This is a genomic window from Coriobacteriia bacterium (assembly GCA_018368455.1).
GTDB lineage: Bacteria > Actinomycetota > Coriobacteriia > Coriobacteriales > UMGS124 > JAGZEG01.
Genome location: JAGZEG010000037.1, coordinates 1 through 1137, shown reverse-complemented (window position 1 = coordinate 1137; position 1137 = coordinate 1). Strand labels below are relative to the sequence as shown.

General features: G+C 69.0%; 1 protein-coding gene. It reads left to right on the top strand.

Annotated features, from left to right (window positions below; all coding sequences use genetic code 11):
- Positions 1 to 1137: UDP-N-acetyl glucosamine 2-epimerase (locus KHZ24_11895; protein MBS5451888.1), on the top strand; the 1137-nt coding region annotated here is incomplete at its 3' end.

Below are 1137 nucleotides of genomic sequence, written 5' to 3'. Positions count from 1 at the left end.
ATGCCCCTGCGCACCGACTACTCCGACGTCTCCTTCAAAGACGACGGTCGTCTCAAGCTCCTCATCATCGTGGGCACCCGCCCGGAGGTCATCCGCCTCTCCGAGGTCATAAAGGCCTGCCGCCGGCACTTCGACTGCCTGCTTGCCCACACCGGGCAGAACTGGGACTGGACGCTCAACGGGGTGTTCTTCCGCGACCTTGGCCTGGGCGGGCCCGACGTCGTGATGGGGGTGGCTGGTGACGATCTCGGCCAGACGATGGGCAACGTGCTCGAGGCCTCCTACCGCCTGATGGCGCAGGTGCGCCCCGACGCGCTCCTGGTCCTTGGCGACACCAACTCCTGCCTGTCGGCGATAAGCGCCAAGCGCCTGCACATACCGATCTTCCACATGGAGGCGGGCAACCGCTGCCGCGACGAGAGGCTGCCCGAGGAGACCAACCGCCGCATCGTCGACGTCATCTCCGACGTGAACCTGGCCTACTCCGAGCACGCCCGCCGATGGCTGCACGCCTGCGGGTGCGCCCCGGAGCGCACCTTCGTGACCGGCAGCCCCATGGCCGAGGTCCTTAGGGCCAACCTCCCCCAGATCGACGCCTCCGACGTCCTCGAGCGGGAGGGCCTGGAGTCCCAAAAGTACTTCCTGCTGTCCGCCCACCGCGAGGAGAACGTCGACGACCCGGCCAGCCTGCGCTCGCTGTTCGGGGCCGTCAACGCGCTGGCCGAGCGCTACGGCGTCCCGATCCTGTACTCCTGCCACCCGCGCTCCCGAAAGCGCCTGGAGGAGTCCGGCTTCGTCCTGCACCCCCTGGTGCGCACGCACGAGCCGATGGGCTTCCACGACTACAACCGCCTGCAGGCCAACGCCCTGTGCGTCGTCTCCGACTCGGGGACGCTTCCCGAGGAGAGCTCCTTCTTCGCGAGCATAGGCCGGTCCTTCCCGGCGGTGTGCGTGCGCGCGAGCACCGAGCGCCCCGAGGCGATGGAGCGGGGCTGCTTCGTGCTCGCGGGCATATCGGAGGGGGGCCTTCTGCAGGCGGTGGAGACGGCCGTCTCGCTCGAGGCGGAGGGCTGCCACCCCGAGGCCCCCGTGCCCGACTACGCCACCGAGTGCGTGTCCTCCAAGGTCGTCAGGATC